This window comes from Gallaecimonas kandeliae (assembly GCF_030450055.1).
Classification (GTDB): Bacteria; Pseudomonadota; Gammaproteobacteria; order Enterobacterales; family Gallaecimonadaceae; genus Gallaecimonas; species Gallaecimonas kandeliae.
This window is the reverse complement of the sequence record NZ_CP118480.1, coordinates 3,757,910-3,777,294: the sequence shown is the minus strand read 5'-3', so window position 1 is coordinate 3,777,294 and position 19,385 is coordinate 3,757,910. Positions and strand designations below refer to the sequence as shown.

Annotated in this window: 17 protein-coding genes; 10 read left to right on the top strand and 7 right to left on the bottom strand. The window is 59.0% G+C overall.

The features are described from left to right. The first annotated feature begins 9 nt into the window (after positions 1–9). The 4 genes from PVT67_RS18530 to PVT67_RS18515 all read left to right on the top strand — a co-directional run bounded on the left by PVT67_RS18530 (position 10) and on the right by PVT67_RS18515 (position 6,687). Positions 10–2,181, top strand: a complete 2,172-nt coding sequence (locus PVT67_RS18530; protein WP_301496386.1) for a peptidase domain-containing ABC transporter — start codon at positions 10–12, stop codon at positions 2,179–2,181. A 92-nt stretch (positions 2,182–2,273) separates the two neighbouring features. Next, complete coding sequence (locus PVT67_RS18525) at positions 2,274–3,530, top strand: efflux RND transporter periplasmic adaptor subunit (protein ID WP_301496384.1); 1,257 nt, start codon at positions 2,274–2,276, stop codon at positions 3,528–3,530. Positions 3,531–3,564: 34 nt separating this feature from the next. Beyond that, a complete protein-coding gene (locus tag PVT67_RS18520) occupies positions 3,565–4,251 on the top strand; it encodes an ABC transporter ATP-binding protein (RefSeq protein ID WP_301496382.1) in 687 nt (228 codons plus the stop codon). A gap of 15 nt (positions 4,252–4,266) precedes the next feature. Beyond that, positions 4,267–6,687, top strand: coding sequence for an FtsX-like permease family protein (locus tag PVT67_RS18515; protein WP_301496379.1), 2,421 nt, complete (start codon positions 4,267–4,269; stop codon positions 6,685–6,687). Between the two features lie 65 nt (positions 6,688–6,752). Here PVT67_RS18515 and PVT67_RS18510 read toward each other — a convergent pair whose 3' ends face one another. After that, entirely contained in the window at positions 6,753–7,664 is a 912-nt protein-coding gene (locus tag PVT67_RS18510; RefSeq protein ID WP_301496377.1) for a LysR family transcriptional regulator, read from the bottom strand. A 104-nt stretch (positions 7,665–7,768) separates the two neighbouring features. Here PVT67_RS18510 and PVT67_RS18505 point away from each other — a divergent pair, with 104 nt between their 5' ends. Further along, on the top strand, positions 7,769–8,503 hold the full coding sequence (locus PVT67_RS18505; protein WP_301496375.1) for an SDR family oxidoreductase: 735 nt from the start codon (positions 7,769–7,771) through the stop codon (positions 8,501–8,503). Between the two features lie 59 nt (positions 8,504–8,562). Here PVT67_RS18505 and PVT67_RS18500 read toward each other — a convergent pair whose 3' ends face one another. Both PVT67_RS18500 and PVT67_RS18495 read right to left on the bottom strand, forming a co-directional pair. Then, entirely contained in the window at positions 8,563–10,365 is a 1,803-nt protein-coding gene (locus PVT67_RS18500) for a DUF885 domain-containing protein (protein ID WP_301496372.1), read from the bottom strand. A gap of 134 nt (positions 10,366–10,499) precedes the next feature. Continuing rightward, positions 10,500–10,955, bottom strand: a complete 456-nt coding sequence (locus PVT67_RS18495; RefSeq protein WP_301496370.1) for a TM2 domain-containing protein — start codon at positions 10,953–10,955, stop codon at positions 10,500–10,502. Positions 10,956–11,088: 133 nt separating this feature from the next. Between PVT67_RS18495 and PVT67_RS18490 the strand changes: the two genes are divergently transcribed. Continuing rightward, positions 11,089–11,337, top strand: coding sequence for a TIGR02647 family protein (locus PVT67_RS18490; protein WP_301496367.1), 249 nt, complete (start codon positions 11,089–11,091; stop codon positions 11,335–11,337). Here PVT67_RS18490 and PVT67_RS18485 read toward each other — a convergent pair. From PVT67_RS18485 to PVT67_RS18475, 3 genes are all read right to left on the bottom strand, one after another. Further along, entirely contained in the window at positions 11,312–12,241 is a 930-nt protein-coding gene (locus tag PVT67_RS18485; protein WP_301496365.1) for a sensor domain-containing diguanylate cyclase, read from the bottom strand. The two genes, PVT67_RS18490 and PVT67_RS18485, sit on opposite strands and share 26 nt — an antisense overlap. A 79-nt stretch (positions 12,242–12,320) precedes the next feature. Beyond that, complete coding sequence (locus PVT67_RS18480) at positions 12,321–13,679, bottom strand: MBL fold metallo-hydrolase (protein ID WP_301496363.1); 1,359 nt, start codon at positions 13,677–13,679, stop codon at positions 12,321–12,323. A gap of 63 nt (positions 13,680–13,742) precedes the next feature. Continuing rightward, positions 13,743–14,921, bottom strand: coding sequence for an MFS transporter (locus tag PVT67_RS18475; protein WP_301496361.1), 1,179 nt, complete (start codon positions 14,919–14,921; stop codon positions 13,743–13,745). A 175-nt stretch (positions 14,922–15,096) separates the two neighbouring features. Between PVT67_RS18475 and ccoG the strand changes: the two genes are divergently transcribed. The 4 genes from ccoG (at position 15,097) to PVT67_RS18455 (ending at position 18,842) form a co-directional block, all read left to right on the top strand. Further along, positions 15,097–16,521, top strand: coding sequence for a cytochrome c oxidase accessory protein CcoG (gene ccoG / locus PVT67_RS18470; RefSeq protein ID WP_301496359.1), 1,425 nt, complete (start codon positions 15,097–15,099; stop codon positions 16,519–16,521). Next, a complete protein-coding gene (locus PVT67_RS18465) occupies positions 16,521–17,507 on the top strand; it encodes a serine/threonine protein kinase (protein WP_301496357.1) in 987 nt (328 codons plus the stop codon). Before ccoG ends, PVT67_RS18465 begins: the two co-directional genes overlap by 1 nt. A 39-nt stretch (positions 17,508–17,546) precedes the next feature. After that, positions 17,547–18,149, top strand: a complete 603-nt coding sequence (locus PVT67_RS18460) for a DsbA family protein (RefSeq protein ID WP_301496355.1) — start codon at positions 17,547–17,549, stop codon at positions 18,147–18,149. A gap of 84 nt (positions 18,150–18,233) precedes the next feature. Next, complete coding sequence (locus tag PVT67_RS18455) at positions 18,234–18,842, top strand: thiol:disulfide interchange protein DsbA/DsbL (RefSeq protein WP_301496353.1); 609 nt, start codon at positions 18,234–18,236, stop codon at positions 18,840–18,842. 27 nt (positions 18,843–18,869) lie between these two features. Here PVT67_RS18455 and PVT67_RS18450 read toward each other — a convergent pair whose 3' ends face one another. Then, positions 18,870–19,382 carry a hypothetical protein gene (locus PVT67_RS18450; protein ID WP_301496351.1) on the bottom strand — a complete coding sequence of 171 codons (513 nt, stop codon included), beginning with the start codon at positions 19,380–19,382 and terminating at the stop codon, positions 18,870–18,872. Positions 19,383–19,385 lie beyond the last annotated feature (3 nt).

Below are 19,385 nucleotides of genomic sequence, written 5' to 3'. Positions count from 1 at the left end.
GATTCTTTGATGAAGTTTTTTGAAAAGGTTCTTTCTTGGCGCCGTTTGCCCATGATTTACCAGACAGAGGCCTCCACTTGTGGTCTCGCTTGTCTAGCCATGGTTATGCAACATCATGGTAAGCCTGTCACCATAACGGCAATACAGGAGAGCTATCCTGTCTCGCTTAAGGGGATCACCCTTAAGCAGGTCGTCAGTATTGCTAATCAGTACCAGCTCGTGAGTAGACCAGTAAAGTGTGACGTAGAAGGCCTGGAGAGAATAAGGCTACCCGCGATACTGCATTGGGACTTCAATCACTTTGTCGTACTCAAGAAGATAAAAAACGGACGTTACTATATTCATGATCCTGCCCTTGGTGTTAGGTGTTTGAAGCAAGATGAGTTCGCAAGGCACTTTACCGGTGTTGTTGTTGAGATACAGCCAGGTAGTGATTTTTCACTTAGGCCACAGGGAGGGCGCCTTGGGCTGAAATGGCTTTTCAGTAACACTAAGGGAACACGAAAGATCCTGGTTCAGACTATATGGTTAACGCTGCTATTGGAGCTGGTCTCCTTGGCTAGTCCTCTATTCGTAAAATATTCTGTAGACTACGGTATTGATCTTAACGATCTTAGTCTTGTCAAGTGGCTGGCCCTCAGTTTCATATTAGTAGCTCTAGTGCAAAGCCTCTTGAGCTTGATGAGAGACTATGTAGGTATCTACATGGGAACTCAGTTTAATCAATTCTTTGTGCGCAGTATTTTTTCACACCTACTTTCTCTTCCCTTGTCCTACTTCGAAAAACGTAATACCGGCGATCTCATTGAAAAATATCATTCGACAGAGCAATTACGGACACTGTTAACGTCTAACTTGGTCAGTGTTGTTCTGGACGGTGCCATTGCCTTGGGTGTCGGTACAGCAATATTCTACATATCACCTGTTCTTGGGTTGATTACTATTGGTTCATTCCTCTTCTACCTGGGATTTCGCTGGTACTGCTCAAATCTAACTGAGCTGAAGTTGAGAGACAAGATAAAGGCAAAAGAAAGAGAGACGGGCATTGTCATTGAGACGTTACGGAGTATGTCGCCAATAAAGATATTTGCGAAGGAAGAAGATCGTTTAAATGTATGGCAGAACAAGTATAGCGCTTTGATGCAGTCGGAGGTCAAGTTGGCTTCCTTTATTCAAACTCAGAATAGTGTTCGTATTGTTGTGCTAGGTATAGATACCGCTCTATGTGTCTATTTTGGTAGCGAGCTTGTTCTGAACGGAACTATGGGAATAGGTACGCTATTTGCTTTTTTCATGTACAAGAGCCAATTTTCCATTAAGGGAAATGCGTTGATCACCAGCCTTCTTGATATCAAGTACGTTGGTGTTTATCTGGACAGGTTGGCAGACATAGTGCTTGCCAACCCGGAACCAGAGGTCTCCTCAGGCAGGCTGGTGAGTGATGGTGTTGAAGGGCGGCTGACTCTTTCGAGCGTCAATTTTGCCTATGCGGTGGCGGATCTGCCGATTCTGGCTGATGTCGACCTTACTATCCATCCGGGCGAGTTTGTCGCACTCATCGGCCCGTCTGGTTCCGGTAAGACAACTCTTCTTAAGGTGATGCTGGGCCTCTACAAGCCGGCCTCGGGGAGGATCGAGTTGGATGGAGTACCCATTGATGAATTGGAGAGTGGATGGTATCGCCGCCAATTTGGTGTTGTTATGCAGGATGACAGGCTATTAAGTGCTTCGGTTGTTGACAACATCGCCTTTGAAGATCCCTGGGCCGATTTTGAGCAAGTGCAGCAGGCGGCAAAGCAAGCAAACATCCATGAAGAAATCATGAGAATGCCGATGAAGTACAACACACCCGTAGGCGATCTGGGCTCGACCTTATCTGGGGGACAGAAGCAACGCATCCTGCTGGCAAGGGCCTTATATCATAATCCCAGAATCCTGCTTGCGGACGAAGGAACCGCTAATCTGGACAGCGAGAATGAGAAAACGGTTCTTGACGAATTAAGTCGTTTACCCCTGACGCGTCTATGTATAGCTCATAGGCCGGAAACTCTGTTGAGAGCTGATCGTGTTCTGCTGCTGAGGGATGGAAGGATCAGTGAGGTGAGCAAGATGGAAGCACTGGCCATGCATGACAACAGTATTGGAGAACCCCAACTCAAGTTGGATGTGGAGGCTGTTTGAAAGCCATGACAATAAAACCGGAAAATAAGTGTACCTATTCTTGCCTCTTTTAGGAATTAATAGGTCAAGATCAACCTTCGGGAAATAAATTAATGGATATACCCAAGGTTTCCAAGAGTAAGAAGAAGGCTGGTAGCAAGGTACTGGTCGCAGTTGCAGTAGTTGCCGTTGCTCTTTTTACCGCTTGGCAGTTTTCCAGGCCAATGGCGAGCCATGTCGTTGCTGCCGATGCAGTCGTTACAGCTAAGGTTGAAAGAGGTGACGTTCCTCTGGAGATAAAGGGGTACGGTGAACTTATTCCAGCCAAACAGCGCCTTTTGACAGCTCCTGCAGCAGCCGTAGTAGAAGAAATCTTGCTGAAGCCAGGGCAAAGGGTTGAGCCGGGTGACATCATTCTTAAGCTTGCCAACCCTGATTTAGAGCAGGAAGTGACAAATGCAGAACTGGCGCAGAGCCAGTCCAGAGCTAAAGCTAAGCAGTTGGAGGCGAGTCAGGCTAACGAACTGTTACAGCAAATGAGCCGACTTGAGTCACTGAAAGGGGATTTGGAAATCAGCCGCTTGGAATTTGAAGCAAATGAAGAACTGGCCAAGAAGAAGATCGTCTCCCGCCTTGAGTTAGCCAAAAGCAAGATGCAAGTAAAGAAATTAGAGCAGCAAATTAGTTTCGAGAAGGCAAGGCTTGAAAAATTACGTGATCTTCAGGGACAGGCACGTTTGGTACAGCAGGACCTATTAAAGCAAGGAAATACCAAAGTAACGCTGCTTAAACGGCGCTTTGATTCAATGAATGTCAAGGCCGGTATATCAGGTGTGATCCAACATCTTAATGTGGAACTGGGTCAGAGTGTAGCCGTAGGCACTGAGTTAGCATTGGTTGGCTCAGACCGTGAATTATTGGCGAGCTTGAAAGTGCCACAACGACGCGCTGATCAAATCAGTCTTGGTGATGCCGCCGTTATCGATACCCGGCGTGGTGTAGTCCAAGGAAAGGTCTCGAGAATAGTCCCTGTGGTGGATCAGGGAAGTATTACTGTTGAGGTTACCTTATCTGGAAAACTTCCTCGTAATGCCAGACCATCTCTTGTCGTTGAGGGTACCATCAGCAGTGGTGTTTTAAAAAATGTCCTTTATGTAAAGAGGCCTTATCAAGCCCAAGATTCTGGGCTGGATGGCCTTTATCGATTAGATAAAGAAGATGATAGTGCTGAGCTGGTCAGTGTTCGTTATGGGGTTGAGACGGATCGCTTCATAGAAGTTAACAAGGGCCTGGATGAAGGAGACGTTGTTATCATTTCTGATACCCAACGCTGGAAAGACAGTGATGTTCAGAGACTCTACATCCGTTGAAACGATCTTTGTATAAAAAATGAGGTAAGGAAACATGATCCAGCTTGAAGGAATCAGTAAGGTCTACCAGACCGATGAAATGGAAACCCATGCACTGAGAGGAGTTGATCTGACCATATCTAAGGGAGACTACCTGTCCATTTCAGGGCCCTCGGGTTGTGGCAAGTCTACTTTGCTGTCCATTCTTGGGCTCCTGGATACTCCCAGTGCCGGGCGATATACCATAAATGGCCAAGATGTCACCTTGTTGGATAGTGATCAGCGGTCCGAGGTACGCAACAGGAATATAGGACTGGTATTCCAGTCATTCAACCTGATTGACGGTTTGTCCGTTGCTGAAAATGTGGCGTTGCCGCTGCACTATCGCGGTATTCCCCGTGACGAGATAAAGGATAAGGTCAGCAATGCCTTAAACCAAGTTGAGTTGGGCCATAGATTGAGCCACAGGCCCAATCAATTATCGGGAGGTCAGCAACAGCGTGTGGCTATTGCCAGGGCTATTGTTGGCGAGCCGAGTTTGCTGTTGGTGGACGAGGCTACGGGTAACCTGGATACCAAAAACAGCCTCGCAGTAATGGCACTATTACAGAGCCTCAACGAAAAGGGTACCACCATCTGCATGGTGACACATGAGCCTCAGTTCGCTGCCGAGGCAAAGACACGTCTCCAGCTCCTGGATGGCGGCCTAGTAACAGATGATTCTTTACGGAAGGCCATCTGATCCGGGAGAGATTACATGATCTATGAACTCAAGCAGGGGCTGCGACAATTAAAAATACAAGGCCTAACAGCCACTGTCAGCATGGTCGCGGTGCTGGCATTGAGCCTGGCGATACTACTCTCCGTAAGTGCCGTTGCCAGTCTTACTTGGTGGCAGGCACTTCCCTATAGCCAAGCCGACAACCTCAGGGTCGTTGAGGGGCAGTTCAAAAGCAGCAGCTTTTCGATGCCGGCACACAACCCGGTAACCCTGAAGCGCTGGTTGAGTGACCCCTCTTTGAGCGAGCGTATGACCTATGCCAGTCAAGACGACAAGCAGAAGGCGCGTACGGCTCGCAACTGGCATGGCGTTCTGGTAGACAGTCACTTTTTCCAATTACTTGGCGTCACGGCTATGAAAGGGCGCTTGTTCAGGGAAGATGACGCTGAAGCGGGCCATTCAGTCGTGATAAGTCATAGGGTGTGGAAAACCCGTTTTGGTGGGCGGGCAGATATCGTCGGCCAAGTACTTGAATTAAGCGGCCAAGACTATCAAATCATCGGCGTGTTGCCAGAGAGGTATCGTGATCCCCCTGGCTTGCAGCCGGCTGATAGAGTGGATTTTGACTACTATCGGATCACGGACAGGGAGCAATTGCCCGCTTATCAAGCAGATAACATCAATATCTACGATATTGCGGTTTACATGCGTGCCATGCCGAATGAGTCAGATGCAGCTTTGGCTCAAGAGTTGAACCAGAAATCTCAGGAAGTCGATTATGCCCGTTTCTTTGGTGAGGGAGCGGGTTTGACCCTGAAAGTGATGACTCTACAGAAGGCCAGTAGCAAAGGGTATGGCCTGGTGATCGCTGCCGTCTTCATCTCGGCCCTGGCCTTGTTGCTGATCACAGTAATCAATCTCCTCAACCTTTATCTCAGCCGAGCCCAACAAAGAACCTCTGAGTGGTCGATAAAGTTGTCCCTGGGAGCAAAGCCACATCAATTGATGTTGGAGCGTTTGGGAGAAGCTTTGGCCATAACGCTTATGGCCTTCTTTCTGGCATTGCTGTTGTCAGCCTGGAGCCAGCCGGCATTGCGCGATAGCCTCTCGGAGTTTTTACCCGTCTTGAATCACCTCAGCCTGGATCCATACAGCATCTTGATTGCCCTAGTTCTGAGCCTCTTCATCGCAGCTATATTTGCCTGGCTGCCGAGTCGGATGTTGGATGATCGCAATATCAATCTCTATCTCCACAGCAGTGGCAAAGGAACACCCAGACAGTTGTCCAAGGTTACTAATCAGCGTCTCATCTTGATCCAGGTTGTGCTGACATCAACCTTGGTGCTGTGCGCCCATTTGCCCCTGAAGAATGCTTGGTCAGTCATCAATCGCGATCTGGGTTTCAAGCAGACAGGTTTATACCAAGTCGATCTGGGATGGGACAGGTCTCAGCCTCTGACGGCAGATGAATTGAAAATAATCACGCCTCGACTGGAGAAGGCCCTGCTCAAGTTCCCAGGCATCAAAGCTGCCTCGGTCACTTCCAATGGTCCCATAAGAAGTGGTGTCTCAGTGCAATCCATAACCACGGCGGATCACCATCCGGTGGCAACGGTGGAGGCCATTTGGGCATCGCCTAACTATTTGTCTCAAATCCACAGCCGGCTTATTGCCGGGCGTTATCTGTCGTCTGATGACAGTCTGGCCGATGTGAGAAAGGTTGTTGTTGACCAGCATTTGGCAAGGCAGATCGAAAGGGTTAGCGGTGAGCAGGCTTTGGGGGCCAAGCTGTTCATGTACCTCGGCATCCCTGGCAATAGCCTGGTAGAAGTTGTTGGAATAGTGGCAAATCATCATGGGCCTGGCGGTAGTGATGATTATTATCCAACCGTTTTCAGCTCACAGCCCCAGGTGTCTCAGCAGTTGATCGCAGTTGTAGAGAGTGCATTGCCCTTAGCTGGTCGTCAGGACAGGTTGGAAAAGGTATTGCAATCGGTGGCAAAGCCATTTTTTGTCAATGATGCCTCATCGGTGAAGGAACTGGTGCGAGGCAGCAATAGAGCCAGCCGACTGACATTGACGATATCAATCATATTGGCGGCGGCCACCCTATTGCTGGCCAATATGGGGATCTATGGGGTATTGAGCATGGCAAATCAGAGCCAGAGATACGAGATGGGTATCCGTATGTCGCTGGGCGCCAAACAGGCTGGATTACGTTGGCTTATGATGCGTTATGGGCTTTATCCCTCACTGCTTGGGCTTGCCATAGCACTCGGTATCAGTCTGATGGTGCCAGAGATGCTGGATCAGGACTGGCACCAGTGGCTGAGTGTCGATCCTGTTTTGCTGTCTTTGATCATCGTCACGCTGCTTTCCAGTGTCATCCTGGCATGCTATCTACCGGCAAGGGCCTTGTTGCGTAACGACCCCATCAAGGCACTGCGCAATGAATGATCCATTTCCTTGTTTTAAAAGCCGGCTCAAGCCGGCTTTTTACTGGGCTTAACAAGTCCGATGCCTCAAGTGCCCTGTACAAGGAACCCCGGCAAGGCCGGGATACGTTCGGCCAGGAACCGCAGCAGGGCCTGGGTCCTGTGGGGTTGGTATTTGCGTGAGGGGTAGACCAGGTGGAGCGGCTGGGGCGGCAGCGTCCAGTCGGGAAGCAGCTGTACCAGCTCGCCGCTGTCGACGAGATCCTGCACCAGCCAGGCGGGGGCGGAGCCCAGCCCTTTACCTTCCAGAAAGCACTGGCGAAGGGCCAGGGAGCTGTTGACCCGGTAGCGGCCTTGGGTCTCGACGACGACCTTCTCGCCGCCCCTGGAAAAGGCCAGGCTGCTGCCGGTGGCCAGCCAGGCGAAGCGGTAATACTCATGGCCTGCCAGGTCTTCGGGCCTGGCTATCCTGGGGGAACCCTCGACATAATTGGACGTCGCCACCAGCAGCCGCGGCGAGTCGGCGATATGGCGGGCTATGACGTCAGGGGGCAGTTCACCGCCCAGGCGTATGGCCAGGTCGACGCCCTCCTCCACCAAGTCCACCACCCTGTCGTTGAGGATCAATTCGATTTCGATCTCGGGATAGGCAGCCAGGAAGGCCAGGACCAGGGCGTTGAGGCGCAGTTCACCCAGGCCCACTGGGGCGGCGAGGCGCAGGGTGCCGGCCAATTGCTGCCTTTGGCCCCGGGCGTCCGCCACGGCATCGGCATACTCCTCTAGCAGTTGGCCGCTGCGGGCGTAAAAGCGCCTGCCGGCTTCCGTCAGGGCCAGGCTGGTGGTGCTCCTTTCCAGCAGGCGCACGCCGAGCTCCTGCTCCAGGGCGGCGATGACCTTGCTCACCGTCGGTTGGCCGACTTTTTCCTCACGGGCGACCGCCGAGAAGCTGCCCAGCTCGACGGCGCGGGCGAAGAGCCGCATGGCGTGAAGCGTGTCCATTTCATTCCCTCATGGCATAAGTCATATGCAATTTCGCTGCGTTCCAGGCCACCCAAGAATAACTTACCGTCCAGTGAGTGCCACTGGTTCAACAGGGAGATCACATGGATACCGTTATGCAAGGCACCCTCGAGGGGGCGCAGGTGGTGATAGTAGGGGGAAGTTCCGGCCTCGGCCTGGCTGCTGCTGCGGCGGCCAAGGCGAGGGGCGCCGAGGTTACCCTGGTCGGCCGAACGCCGGCCAAGCTGGATGTCGCCGCCACCCGTATCGGCGGGGCGCGGACGGCGGTCGCCGACATCGCCGATCGCAACAGCGTCGAGGCCGTCTTCGGTAACCTGGCCAGGGTGGACCACCTGGTGATCACCGCCGGCGGCCTGCAGCTGGGCAGGCTGGCCGAGTCCGACCCGGATTGGCTGCTGGAGGAGGTCCAGCAGCGCATCGCCGGGCCCCTCTACGCCATCAAGGCCGCCTTGCCGCTGATGCCACCGACCGGATCCATAGTGCTGACCGGCGGGCAGTTCTCGGACCGCCCGCCCGGCAACGGGGAGTCCGTCATAGCGGCGGCGGTGCGCGGGGTCGAGGCCTTGGCCCGGTCCCTGGCCCTGGAACTCAGGCCCATCAGGGTCAACGTCATAGCGCCCGGCCTTATCGACACCCCCCTTTTCGACGTCTTTGGCCCCGAGGGGCGGGCTTCAGTCTTCAGGGAGACGGCTCAGAAACTGCCGGTGGGCCGCACCGGGCGGCCGGAGGAAGTGGGAGAGGGCATCGCCTTTTTGCTCGGCAACGGCTACATGAACGGCGAGGTGCTCCATATCGATGGCGGCGGCCGTCTCGTCTGACGCCAAGTCCGCCCAATAAAAAGCCCGCCGGATGGCGGGCTTTTTCATCGACTGGCCATTCAGGCCTTCTGGCTCTTGATCCAGCTGTGGATATGCTCGGCCAGTACCTCCAGGGGTACGGCGCCGATGCCCAGCACCTGGTGGTGGAAGGCGCGGATGTCGAACTTGTCGCCCAGCTCGGCTTTGGCCTCGTCGCGCAGCTTCTCGATTTCGCGGCGGCCCAGCATGTAGCCGAGGGCCTGGCCGGGCAGGGCCATGTAGCGCTCCACCTCGCTGCGGATGTCATCAATGCTCATGGAGCTGTTGGCGCGCATGTAGGCGATGGCCTGGTCATGGCTCCAGCCCTTGGCGTGCAGGCCCGTGTCCACCACCAGGCGCATGGCGCGCAGCAGGGCGTCGGACAGGTGGCCGTAGTACTGGTTGGGGTCCTGGTAGAGGCCCATGTTCTTACCCAGGGTCTCGGAGTAGAGGGCCCAGCCTTCGACGTAGGCGTTGTAGCCGGTGAACTGGCGGTACTTGGACTGGCCGCTCTGCTCCATCTGCAATGAGATCTGGAAGTGGTGGCCCGGGGCCGCCTCGTGCAGGGACAGGGTGGTGACGCCGTACTTGGGCTGCACCGACAGGTTGTAGATGTTGGCGTAGAAGACGCCCTTGCGGGAGCCGTCCGGGGTGCCGGGTTGGTATTCGCCTGCGGCGGAGTTGGCGGCACGGAACTTCTCGGTGGCGCGGATCTCGTAGTCGCTCTTGGGCATGGTGTCGAAGAGGGTCGGCAGCTTGGCGTAGACCTTGGCTTTGACGTCGCGGAAGGCCTGCAGGGCCTCTTCCGGGGTCTTGAAGTACTCGCTTGGGTCGGTCTGCATGAAGTGGAAGAGGTCGTGCAGGTCGCCCTTGATGCCCAGCTCCTTCTGCACCTTGGCCATCTCGCCGTGGATCTGGTCCACCAGCTGGAGGCCGAGTTGGTGGATCTGGTCGCTGCTCATCTCGGTCTGGGTGGTCTGGGAACGGATCTCCCAGTCGTACCAGGCCTTGCCGTCGGGCAGGCCGCTCCAGCCGTCGCTGTCTCTACAGGCGGGCAGGTACTGGTCGCGGATGAAGTCGCGCATCTGCTGGTAGGCGGGCAGGATCTGGGTGGCGATGGCGGCCTTGTAGGCGGCGGTCAGGCGGGCCTTGTCGGCGTCGCTGAAGCCGGCCGGCATCTGCTTGACCGGGCCCCAGAAGAGGCTGTCTTCGGGGTTGTCGGCCAGCACGGCGCTCAGCTGCTCCACCAGCCGCTTGGCCAGGATCTTGGGCAGCACCACGCCCTTGGCCATGCCGGCCTTCATGGCGGCCATCTCGAAGCCGGCGTTCTCGCTGAAACCGGCCACCTTCTTCAGGAAGGCGTCGTAGTCCGCCACCGTCGCGAAGGGCTGGGCGCTGGTGCCGGAGCCGAGCTGGGCGAAGCTGGCGAAGTCGTTGTAGAACTGATTGAGGGGCAGCTCTTCGTTGGGGAAGCGCTCGCCGTCCTTGGCCAGGTTGAGGTCGAAGCTCAGCAGTTCATAGGTGGTGTGCTGGTCCTGGCTCAGGGCCTTGGCGTCGATCTTGGCCAGCTTGGCCAGGTAACGGGCCGTCAGGTCCCGCTGGGCCTGGAAGTGGGCCGGGCTCTGGACACAGTACTGGTCGTTGAAGCGGTAATCGCCGATATAGACCCCCATGCAGGGGTTGAGCTTGAGGTTGTCCTCGAAATACTGGTCAGCCAGGGCGTTGACGTCGATGGCGGTCTTGGCGGTGTTCTGGGGTTCGGCGGCGGTGCCGGTCTCAGGTTGGCTGCAGGCGGTCAGGGCCAGGGCCACGGCGGCGGCCACTGAAGCGAGACGAACGGACATGGGATCCCTCCGGAAGCGGGCTGTAGGATGCCAGTTGGGCTGGCTTGTTTTGGTTGCTTCCAACCCTATCAAGTAACGGGGGCCTGTGACAGGCGATGAAGCATTAAAAAGCCGCCCTTAGGCGGCTGTCTGTCTCAAAACCAGGCCTTGTCGCCTTCGACGTATTCGCGGTGGAAATCCTCGTTGGGCTTGATCAGGTAGATGATGAATTCCACGAAGGCGATGACGCCGATGATGAAAGAAGGTATCCCCAGCAGGATGAAGCCGAACAGGAACACCACCAGCATGATGATGCCGGCCGTGGTCTTGCCCAGGTAGAACTTGTGGGCGCCGAAGGCGCCGAGGAAGAAGGCCAGGAGGGCGGCCACCAGGCGCTCGTTGCTGATGCCGCCGGCGGCGACGGGGGCGTCATTGACCAGGAACACCTTGCCGACTGTGCCGTCGTTGACGTCGAAATCGACTGTCTGGCCCTTGCTGGGGCCGGCGCTGTCCTGCCAGCTGGTGTGGCTGAATTCGTAATGCTTGCCGTCTTGGCCGGAAATGGTGCCTGTGCCTTCCTGCACCGAGTACGCCAGTACTGTCCCTTTCATCGAATAGTCCTTTTCTTGTCCATGTCCGGGAATAGTGCATCCAGCCCCTTGTTTTGTAAATCTTTGTCGGGACCGGCTTTTCAGCGGCGGCAGGGGGGCGCATAGTGGAACTACATCATCAAAGGAGAGACCCATGGCCCTGCCCCAGGAACTGCTCACCGAGCTCGACATGCTGAGTCGCTTTTCCCTCGATTCCGTCCAGACCGGCCTCAAGGTCCACCACGACGCCGCCCCCGAGCTGGTCGCCGCCACCAACAGGCTCTTCGAAAAGGGATTGGTCACCTTGCCGGACGGCGGTTACCTGACGGAGCTGGGCCGGGAAACGGCCGAACACCTGAAGCTGGCGCTGACCATCCTCAGGTCCCAGTCGGCGCTGGCTTGAGGGGTTCCTGGGCCAGCGTCACCAGTTGATCGCGGCCCAGACCCTTGGCCTGGTAGAGGGCGACGTCGGCGCGCTTCAGTACCGCCTGGCTGTCGTCGTCCGCCGGCAGGAACTGGCTCAAGCCGCCCGACAGGGTGCCGTCCTGGCCCAGCAATTGGGTCAGGGCGGCCGTGATGTCGCGGCGCAACCGCTCGGCGATCACCAGGGCCTGGTCCAGGCTGGTGTTGTGCATCAGCACCACGAATTCGTCACCCCCCAGGCGGGCGGCAAAATCCCCCGGCCGCAAATCGGTGCGGCAGATCCGGGCCGCCAGCCGCAACGCCTCGTCGCCCTGGTGGTGTCCTTGGCCGTCATTGATGCCCTTGAAGTCGTCGATGTCGAACAGCAACAGGGCGGTGTTGGTGCCATGGCGGCGGAAGTCGTCGAAGTGGCGCCGGAGCGTTTGCATCAGCCTTCGCCTGTTGTGCAGGCCGGTCAGCTCGTCGGTATCGGACTGGTGGCGCAACTTGAGCTCCAACTCATGGCGCTCCGTGATGTTGCTGGCCACCCAGAACACGGCGTCTTCGCCGTCCACCTGGAAAGGCAAGGGTTGGACCCGGCCTTCGAACCAGATCACCCCGGCTGGGCCCTCCTCAAGGCCTTTGACATCCTTGCCGGCCAGGCCGTATTCCACGATGTAGAGCCGCTGCTGGTCCAGGGCCTGGGCGATTTGCTCGAGGAACCAGGCCGCTTTCTCGGCATGCAGGACTTCGTCCAGGCGCTTGCCCACCAGGGAGCTGCCGTCGTGGTAGTAGCGCTGGTCGGTACCGCCGAAGACGCCGGCGTAAAGGCCGCCGCGGGTGATGATGAAGGCGGGGTCGGGCAGTGCCTTGAGGAAAGCGACCAGCTGCTCTTTGGAAAACAAGGCTTACTCCCTTGGGTAACTATTCCCCAGACACTAGCCCAACGGGCACGCCGGCGCACCTGGACAATTGTAGCGTTGCTCAGTCCAACGTCAGGATCTGCTGGTAGCCCGCTACTTCCACCTCGAAATCCGTGGTCTGGCGCAGGTAGTCGCGCTGGGCCTCCAGGGCGTCCGGTTCGCCATGCACCAGTTGGATGCGGGTGCCCTTCGCTAATTTTGACTTCGCCAGCCACTGGCTGATCCCCAGGTAGTCGGCATGGCCGGACAGCCCCTGGATCACTGTTACCTTGGCCTTGTTGGGGATCCACTGGCCGTGGATCCTGACGCTCTGTGCCCCTTCCAGCATCTTGGCACCACGGGTGCCGCCGGCCTGGTAGCCGGTGAAGAGTACTGTGGTGCTGTGCTCGGGCAGCAGCCTTGCCATGTGGTGCAGTATCCGCCCCCCTGTGGCCATGCCGCTGCCGGCGATGATGATATGGGGGTATTGCTGGTCGGCCAGGGCCTTGGACTCTTCGACACTGCTGACAAAGGTGATAGTGGCGCCCATCTGCCGGCACTGGTTGCTGTCGAGGCGGTGCAACCGCTGGTAGTCGAGGTAGAGGTCGGTGACGTCTATGGCCATGGGGCTGTCCAGGAAGATGGGCAGGCGGGGGATGCGCCCATCCGCCATCAGGGTGGCCAGCATGTGTTGCAGGGCCTGGGCCCGGCCCACGGCGAAGCTGGGGATCAGCAAGACACCGCCTCGCTTGACGCTGTCGTTGACCACCTCCGCCAGCTGCTCGAAGGGATCGATTAGGGGGTGGAGCCGGTCGCCGTAGGTGGATTCGAGCAGCAGCAGATCCAGTTCCGGCAAGGGTTCAGGGGGCGGCATCAGCATGTCGTTGTCCCGGCCCACGTCGCCGGAGAAGCCAACCCGCTTGCCCTCAGCCTCCAGGATGATGCTGGCGGCCCCCAGTATGTGGCCGGCCGGTTGCAGGTGCAGGCGGATGTCCCCTATCTCCAAAGGCTGGTGGAAATCCAGGGGTTGGAACTGGGCCAGGCAACGCTTGGCGGCGGCCTCGTCGTAGAGGGGTTCGGGGTTGTCGTGGCGGCTGAGCTGGTGGCGGGCGTAGAACTTGGCGTCTTCTTCCTGGATGCGGCCGCTGTCCGGCAGCAGGATGCTGCACAGATCGGCGGTGGCGGCGTGGGTGTGGATGGGGCCCTTGAAGCCTTTATCACAGAGCACCGGCAGGTAGCCGGAATGATCCAGGTGGGCATGGGTCAGCACCACGGCGTCCAGGCCCTTGATGTCCAGGGGCGGTGTCTGCCAGTTGCGGCGGCGCAGCCACTTGTAGCCCTGGAAGAGGCCGCAGTCCACCAGGATGCGGGTGCTGGCGGTGGTTACCAGGTACTTGGAGCCGGTGACGGTTTCGGCGCCGCCGAGGAAGGTGATTTTCATGGCAATGGCCTCAATGCCCTTAAGGTAATGAATAGCTTAGGTGCTGGCGGCCGTTACTGCCGGTCAGGTGTTGATGAGGCTCCTGGCCTGCAGTGCCAGGAGCGACAAGCCGCTGAAGCCGGCTCCCACCAGGAAGCAGGCCCCAGGCCCCAGCTGGTCCCAGACCAGGCCCGCCAGCAGGCTGGCGATGAGCATGGCCAGGCCACTGACCAGGTTGAAAAAGCCGAAGGCGGTGCCACGCAGGGCCACAGGCGCCCTGTCCGCGACCATGGCCGCCAGCAGGCCCTGGGTCATGCCCATATGCAGCCCCCAAAGCAGTACCCCTGCCAGTACCGCGGCCCAATGGCCGTCCCAGGCCAGTATCAGGTCGGCGGCGATCAGTACCAGCAACCCCAGGGCCAGCAGCCGGTGGCGTTCGAAGCGGTCCGACAAGCGGCCAAAAGGGTAGGCGGTCAGGGCGTAGACCAGGTTCATGGCCACCAGCACCAGGGGAACCAGGGCCTTATCCCAGCCCCCTTGCTGGGCCCTCAGCAGCAGGAAGGCCTCGCTGAAGCGGGCCAGGGCAAACAGGGCCCCTACCGCCACCAGTTGCCAATAGTCTGACCCCAGCTGCCCCAGCCCCCTGAACCCCGGCTGCGCTGCCGGACGCCAGTCCGAGGCGGGTTCCTTGACCCCCAGGGCCAGCAGCAGCACCGCCAGGGTGGCCGGTATGGCAGCGACCCAAAACAGGGTTTGGAAGTCGAGTTGCCAGAGCAGCATCAAGCCCACCGCCAGCAGTGGACCCAGGCAGGCGCCTACGGTGTCCAGGGCTTGGCGCAGGCCAAAGGCGGCGCCGCGCAGCCCGGGCGGGGTGAGGTCTGCCACCAGGGCGTCCCGGGGGGCCCCGCGGATCCCCTTGCCCACCCTGTCCAGCAGCCGGGCGGCCAGCACCAAGCCCACTGAGCCGGCCAGGGCGAACAGGGGCTTGGTGAGGGCGCTCAGCCCATAGCCGGCCAGGGCCAGGCCCTTGCGCCTGCCGAGGTGGTCGCTGAGCAGGCCGGAGAAGAGCTTGACCACCAGGGCCGTGGCTTCTGCCAGGCCCTCGATCAGCCCCACCAACAGGGCGCTGGCGCCCAGGCTGCCCACCAGGAACAGCGGCAGCAGGCTGTGGATCAGTTCGGAAGAGGTATCCATCAAGAGGCTGACCCCGCCCAGCGCCCAGATGGCGGCAGGCAGGGAACGGCGGGGGGCGAATTTATCCAAAGGTGGCTTTCCTGTCAGTGACTTGCCGTTAACTATGGCCCCTGCTTTTGATGTGGGGCAAACCGACCCGGCAGGGCCCCTGCTAGGATTTTGTGACGGCCGGCACTCTGGGCTTATACTGGGGTCGCCTTTTCGCGCAACGGGTACCCCAGCGGTGGTGCCAAGAGAGGTCGCCATGAGCGAGCAGATCCCGGTCAAGGACGTGACACCGGACGTGCAGATCCAGCAGCCGGATCCCCGCAAGTCCAACAGCTTCAACCCCCGCAACCGCATCTATGTCAGGGCCGTACAGGGGCTCTACCAGCGGCTGCGCCAGCGCATGGGGTTCGTGATGCTGGGGCTCTTCCTGCTGCTGCCCTGGGTCCCCTACGGCGGCCGCCAGGGCATACTGCTGGATATCGCCGACCAGAAATTCCAGCTCTTCGGCCTGACCCTGATGCCCCAGGATTTCACCCTGGTGGCCTACCTCTTCATGCTGGCGGCCTTCAGCCTCTTCTTCGTCACCACCTTCCTGGGCCGGGTCTGGTGCGGCTACATGTGCCCCCAGACGGTCTGGACCTTCCTCTTCATCTGGTTCGAAGAGAAGTTCGAAGGCACCGCCAACCAGCGCAAGAAGCTGGACCAGAGCCCCTGGAACTTCGACAAGGCCTGGCGCAAGGCCGCCAAACACCTGGGCTGGCTGGCGGTGGCCCTGCTCACCTCCCTCACCTTCGTGGCCTATTTCGTACCGGCCAGGGAACTGTTCCCCGGCTTCTTCACCTTGCAGGCCGGCGGCTGGACCAGCTTCGCGGTGATCTTCTTCGCCTTCTGCACCTACGGCAACGCCGGCTGGATGCGGGAGATCATGTGCACCCACATCTGCCCCTATGCCCGCTTCCAGTCGGTGATGTTCGACAAGGACACCTTCATCGTCGGTTACGACCCCAGGCGCGGCGAGCCTAGAGGCCCTCGTTCCCGCAAGCAGGACCACAAGGCCCTGGGTCTGGGGGACTGCATCGACTGCCAGCTCTGCGTCCAGGTCTGCCCCACCGGCATCGACATCCGTAACGGCCTGCAGTACGAATGCATCAACTGTGGGGCCTGCATCGACGCCTGCGACGGCGTCATGGACAAGATGGGTTATCCCCGCAAGCTGATCTCCTACACCACCGAGCACCAGCTGTCCGGCGGCAAGACCCATGTGGCCAGGCCCAAGCTCATCGGCTACGGCGCCGTCATGGCCGTGATGCTGGGGCTCTTCGTGCTCACCCTGGCCACCCGCAGCCTGGCCCAGCTGGACGTGGTGCGGGACCGCAACGCCCTCTACCGGGAAACCAACGAAGGGCTGATCGAGAACAGCTACACCCTCAAGGTGCTCAACAAGGATGCCAAGGTCCACGACTTCGTGCTCAAGGTAAAAGGCCTGCCCGCCGACGCCCAGTGGAACGGCGACCAGCACATCCAGGTGGCGCCGGGGGAATTGGCCACCTTGCCCATCAGCCTGGTGCTGGATCCGGCCGATCTCAAAAAGCCCATCACCGACATCCATTTCCAGGCCCAGGCCGCCGACGACCCCGGCATCCAGGCCGACCAGGACTCCCGCTTCTTCGGACCCCATTGATGCCCAGATTCAACTTTGCCGACCTGACCCCCGATCTCATCCTCGACGCCCTGGAGGAACTGGACATCAGGGTCAGCTCTGGGCTGCTGCCCCTCAACTCCTTTGAGAACAGGGTCTACCAGTTCCTCGACGACGACCGCCGGCGCTGGGTGGTCAAGTTCTACCGCCCCGAGCGCTGGACTGATGCGCAGATCCAGGAAGAGCACGACTTCGCCCTGGAACTGGCGGCGGCCGAGCTGCCGGTGGTGGCCCCAGAGCGGCTCCAGGGACGCACCTTGCACCATGGCCAGGGTTACCGCCTGGCCCTTTATTCCTCAGTGGGGGGGCGGCCGGTGGAGATAGCCGACCTCGATACCCTCGACACCCTGGGCCAGTACCTGGGCCGGCTGCACCGGTTGGGGGCCGGCCGCGATTTCCAATACCGGGAAAAGCTGGACCCCGAACTGCTGCTGGGCCGGGCCGGGGCCGCCATAGCGGCCTGCGAACTGGTGCCCGATTACCTGCAACAGCCCCTCAAGGCCATACTGGCGCCCCTGGTGGACACCACCCTGGAGGCCTTTGCTCGCATCAAGGCCCAGTCCATCCGCCTGCACGGCGACTGCCACGCCGGCAACTTCCTGGAGGGCCCCAACGGCCTCTTCGTGCTGGATCTCGACGACGCCCGCCAGGGCCCGGCCATGCAGGATCTCTGGATGCTGCTCAGCGGCGACCGCCACGAACGGGAGGCCCAATTGGCGGTGCTGGTGGAGGCCTACGAGCAGTTCATGGACTTCGACCCGGCCCAGCTGCGCCTGGTGGCGCCTTTGCAGGCCCTGCGCCAGGTCCAGCACCTGGGTTGGCTGGCCGAGCGCTGGGGCGATCCTGCCTTCCCCCGTGCCTTCCCCTGGCTGGCGGAGCCCAGGCATTGGGAAAACCAGATCCTCAACTTCAAGGAAAGCCTGGCCGCCCTGGCAGAGCCGCCGCTTAGGTTGTTGACCGGTTACTGAGGCTGTGCCAGCCTGGGAAGCCAACAAGAGGGTAAGCCCATGAAAAACGGACTTTTAGCCTTGCTGTTCTGCTTCGCCTCCGGCCTGATGGCGGCGGACTTCCAGGAAGGCAAGAACTACGAAGTGTTGAAAGATCCCCACCCCGGCCCTGAGCCGGAATTGGTGGAGTTCTTCTCCTTCCTTTGCCCCCACTGTTATGCCTTCGAGGGCATCATCAACCAGGTGGAGGCCGAGCTGCCCCAGGGCGTGCATTTCGACAAGGTGCACATAGAGCCCTTCGGCGGCGAGCAGGGCAAGCTGATGGCCAGGGCCTGGGCCATCATGTCGGTGATGGGTGTGGAGAAACAGGTGGCACCGAAGATCTTCGAAGGCCGCCACCGCTACAAGATACAGTACCGTGACCTGCGGGATATTCGCGCTGCCTTCGTGGCCGCCGGGGTCAAGGGTGAGGAGTTCGACGCCGCCTCCCGTTCCTTCCCGGTGGAGAGCCGGCTGGCCCAGATGCGGGCCAAGGTGGAGGAGCTGCAACCCAGGAGCATTCCCGACCTGGTGGTGAACGGCAAGTACCGGATAGACAGGGCTTCGGTGCCGGATGCCAAGCAACTGGAAGCCCTTGTTGAGTATCTGCTGAACAAAAAGTAAGGAACTTTTCAGCTACAAGCTGGTTCCATAGCTGCAAGGCCTTTGTGTTAGGCTACCGAAAAAACGAGAGTCCAGAGGAAACCCATGAAGAAGCTGCTGTTGGGCCTTGTCGCCCTCTGCCTGGTACCCCTTGCCTTTGCCAAGGATTTCAAGGAAGGCGAGAACTACGAAGTGATCAAGATGGCGGGCCCCACAGCTCAGCCCGAAGTCACCGAATACTTCTCCTTCCTGTGCCCCCACTGCTATGCCTTCGAACCCTTCGTCCAGGAACTCAAGGCGCAGCTGCCCAAGAACGTCAAGTTCGACCGCAACCACGTGGACTTCCTGGGCCGCGACCTGGGTGTGGATCTGTCCCGCTCCTACGCCGTGATGGAACTGCTGGGCGTGGAAGACAAGGTGGGCCCCAAGATGTTCTCCTTCATCCATGAACAGCACCTCAAGCTGACCGGCATGGACGACATCCGTAAGGTGTTCGTGGCCGCCGGCGTGCCGGGTGAAGAGTTCGACTCCGCCGTCAACTCCTTCTCCGTCAGCGGCCGCCTGGCCCAGATGGAGCGCAACACCCAGAGCTCCGACATCAAGGGTGTGCCCACCCTGATCGTCAACGGCAAGTACAAGGTCAAGACAGGTTCGGTCTCCTCCAAGGAAGAACTCTTCCAACTGGTGGATTACCTGACGCAGTTGAAAGACTGAAGAAAAAGGGGCCCTCGGGGCCCTTTTTCACAGGTGGCTGGGAGCGGCCGAAGCGCCAGGCCCCGTGAAGATGCTCTTGGGGAAGTGGAACTGGTCCTGGGCCCTTGGCGTCAGCGACAGGCTCTGGTCAGGCACCTTCTTCAAGGGGCTGACCGGCTCGGCACGGGCCAGCTTGTAGGCCTGGGCCTCGCAATAAAGGCGGGCGGCGCAGTCGCCGCTGTGCAGGTCCTGCTTGCAGGCGGGGGTGGAGATGGCGTTGGCCCCTCTATCGTAGGCCGCTTCCTTGATGGCGCTGATGACGGCGCCTTTGTCCAGGGTTCTCTCCGGGCTGTACCGGCCGCTGGCTTCTGGCACGCATTCGCTGCGGGTCAGGGTACCCAAGTCGGTGCGATCGACGCCCTGGAGTTCATAAGGCTGGTAGGTCGTTATCTGGTTTTGCTTGGCGGCCGCGGCCAGGGCGCTGCCAGCATTGGTGGTGAGGCTGGTAGCGGTGCAGCCGCCCAACAGGGCCAGGGCGGCCAGTCCAAAAATCCTTTTCATCTT

Coding starts and splice junctions, on each gene's coding strand:
- PVT67_RS18530 (WP_301496386.1), top strand. CDS start 10: ATGAAGTTTTTTGAAAAGGTTCTTTCTTGGCGCCGTTTGCCCATGATT.
- PVT67_RS18525 (WP_301496384.1), top strand. CDS start 2,274: ATGGATATACCCAAGGTTTCCAAGAGTAAGAAGAAGGCTGGTAGCAAG.
- PVT67_RS18520 (WP_301496382.1), top strand. CDS start 3,565: ATGATCCAGCTTGAAGGAATCAGTAAGGTCTACCAGACCGATGAAATG.
- PVT67_RS18515 (WP_301496379.1), top strand. CDS start 4,267: ATGATCTATGAACTCAAGCAGGGGCTGCGACAATTAAAAATACAAGGC.
- PVT67_RS18510 (WP_301496377.1), bottom strand. CDS start 7,664: ATGGACACGCTTCACGCCATGCGGCTCTTCGCCCGCGCCGTCGAGCTG.
- PVT67_RS18505 (WP_301496375.1), top strand. CDS start 7,769: ATGGATACCGTTATGCAAGGCACCCTCGAGGGGGCGCAGGTGGTGATA.
- PVT67_RS18500 (WP_301496372.1), bottom strand. CDS start 10,365: ATGTCCGTTCGTCTCGCTTCAGTGGCCGCCGCCGTGGCCCTGGCCCTG.
- PVT67_RS18495 (WP_301496370.1), bottom strand. CDS start 10,955: ATGAAAGGGACAGTACTGGCGTACTCGGTGCAGGAAGGCACAGGCACC.
- PVT67_RS18490 (WP_301496367.1), top strand. CDS start 11,089: ATGGCCCTGCCCCAGGAACTGCTCACCGAGCTCGACATGCTGAGTCGC.
- PVT67_RS18480 (WP_301496363.1), bottom strand. CDS start 13,679: ATGAAAATCACCTTCCTCGGCGGCGCCGAAACCGTCACCGGCTCCAAG.
- ccoG (WP_301496359.1), top strand. CDS start 15,097: ATGAGCGAGCAGATCCCGGTCAAGGACGTGACACCGGACGTGCAGATC.
- PVT67_RS18465 (WP_301496357.1), top strand. CDS start 16,521: ATGCCCAGATTCAACTTTGCCGACCTGACCCCCGATCTCATCCTCGAC.
- PVT67_RS18460 (WP_301496355.1), top strand. CDS start 17,547: ATGAAAAACGGACTTTTAGCCTTGCTGTTCTGCTTCGCCTCCGGCCTG.
- PVT67_RS18455 (WP_301496353.1), top strand. CDS start 18,234: ATGAAGAAGCTGCTGTTGGGCCTTGTCGCCCTCTGCCTGGTACCCCTT.
- PVT67_RS18450 (WP_301496351.1), bottom strand. CDS start 19,382: ATGAAAAGGATTTTTGGACTGGCCGCCCTGGCCCTGTTGGGCGGCTGC.